The organism is Mesorhizobium sp. M2A.F.Ca.ET.039.01.1.1, from assembly GCF_003998035.1.
Lineage (GTDB): Bacteria > Pseudomonadota > Alphaproteobacteria > Rhizobiales > Rhizobiaceae > Mesorhizobium.
Genome location: NZ_RZRY01000976.1, coordinates 1 through 1,880 on the forward strand (window position 1 = coordinate 1; position 1,880 = coordinate 1,880).

The 1,880-nt window shown below is 62.6% G+C and carries 2 protein-coding genes; both read right to left on the bottom strand.

Features of this window, described 5'->3' with window-relative positions:
- Positions 1-96 precede the first annotated feature (96 nt).
- Positions 97-882 (bottom strand): DUF2182 domain-containing protein, encoded by a 786-nt coding sequence (locus EOA24_RS36310; protein WP_126080362.1) that lies wholly within the window; start codon positions 880-882, stop codon positions 97-99.
- A gap of 123 nt (positions 883-1,005) precedes the next feature.
- Complete coding sequence (locus EOA24_RS36315) at positions 1,006-1,632, bottom strand: DUF1326 domain-containing protein (RefSeq protein WP_126080361.1); 627 nt, start codon at positions 1,630-1,632, stop codon at positions 1,006-1,008.
- Positions 1,633-1,880: the final 248 nt, after the last annotated feature.

Genomic DNA, 1,880 nt, shown 5'->3' on the forward strand with positions numbered 1-1,880 from the left:
GGGGGGCGCTGTCCCGCCAGCGTATCAGCCAACCGCAGCGGCACTCACGGCGTTTATGATGACGTCAGACTATCTTTGCCAGAGAGCCGCCTTCAGTCAGTTCATCGTCATCGTGTCCATCGGCTGGAAAGTTGGCAGCGCCTGCGGAAGGATCAGCACCGCCGCGCCATAAAGAAGCAGGGCCACGCCCGACACCTTCGCAATCCGCTCTCCATACGGGAATGTTTTCTCCGCAAAGACCAGCAGCGTGACCACGGCCATTGCGGCGAGGTTCATGATCCCGAGCGGAAACAGAGCGAGAAACAACAGCCAGCAGCAGCCCAGGCAAAAGAGCCCATGCCGCAGGCCCATGCGCACCGCGCCTAACCGCCCATCGCGCCATGAGGTCAGGATGAAACCGATCGGTGAGCGGCATTTGGCGAGGCACAGGTCTTTCAACAGCGAGAGCTGATAGGCGCCCGCCAACATCAGCAGCGCGCCGTCGATCCGCGCGTCCGTCGCTGCGGACAATCCCACACGCCCGGCAAGCATCTCCGCGCCCGCCGCGCCGGCAAAAGCCAAAACGCCCGTCGCCGCCCAGACCAGCATGTAGCCGGCTACGAACACCCAGGTCGACACAAAGGCCTGGCCACGGCCCCGCTTGCCTCTCTGCACCTGGTGAAAGGTCAGAATCATCGGCGCCGCCGCCGGAAACATCATGGCGATCATCATGATCAGCCAGACGGTAAGAAACAGCGCGGCCGTCATGCCCATGCTGGGAGAGTCCATGCGCATGTCGGCATCCATGCCCATCTGATGCCAGGCAAGCAGCGCCCACCACGCCGCCGCGGCCGCGGCGATCAGCAACGCGAGTATGATGTTTCGCTGCAGGGTCAGCGGCATGAGCGGGCCGTTCTGCTGCCAGGCGCCAGAGCAATTCCAGGAAAAGTGTGAGCGGTTTTCCGCCCGGAATTGCGTAAAAACAACGGATAGCGGATCGCCGTTTCCGTGAAACGGTGAAACGCTCTAGAGCTGGCCGGACCAGTTGATCGGCGCGTAATGCCCGTTGCAGCGGGAATTGTCCCAGCTCATGCCATGGTCGCTGAAGGTGCTGCCTGCGCCCCCCATCGCCAGACCGAGCCAGTCGGGATTGACGGGATGGCCGGTAGCCGCCCACATCTCGCCGTCCTCGCGCATGGTCGGCAACGGTTCGACGGCCAGCTCAGCCACCCCGGCAATCGCCGCCGACCGCTTCTTGCCGTCGATCTTGTAGTCGATCGGCACCTTCTTGGCTCCGAGGTTGGTGCTGATCATCGGCGCGAAGGCAGCCATCGGACCACCCGCGGCGCCGGTGAAGATCGCGCCCAGCGCTTCCGTCTGCTGGTCATCGGCCCGACCGTCGATATAGGCGGCGGCCGTCCAATTGCCTTCCGCCATCGGGCCTGGCGTGTGCGCAACCATCGCGACGTTGAGCCCGTCCAGTCGAACGTCGCCGTAATTGCCCTTGTCGATGTGAAAGACCAGACCGACGTCGCAAACGCCTTTGGTCGGCTTCGACGTCAGCTGCGCGTTGGTGGACATCAGACAGGGACACACGACATCGCAGCTGCAATTTTCAAAATAGCTTCCGGACAATTGCCAACTGACCGCCATTTGCACCTCCCGTTTGCGTCAGGCGCGTCGGCATATCGCTTTGGCGAGCAGTGCCGTTTCACGATGTCGGAACGGCAGGTAGCCCTCGCCGCGAATGATCGGCACGCCAGGGCATAGTTAAGTTCGAGCTAATAGAGGGTACGCCGTTGCCTTGGGGTGTCAAGCCAAGCGGCAGGCAATGCGAGCTTCAGCCCAGATATCAACCACGTCCGTGATTGGCGAAAGCCGAGGCGGTGACTGATCTCCCC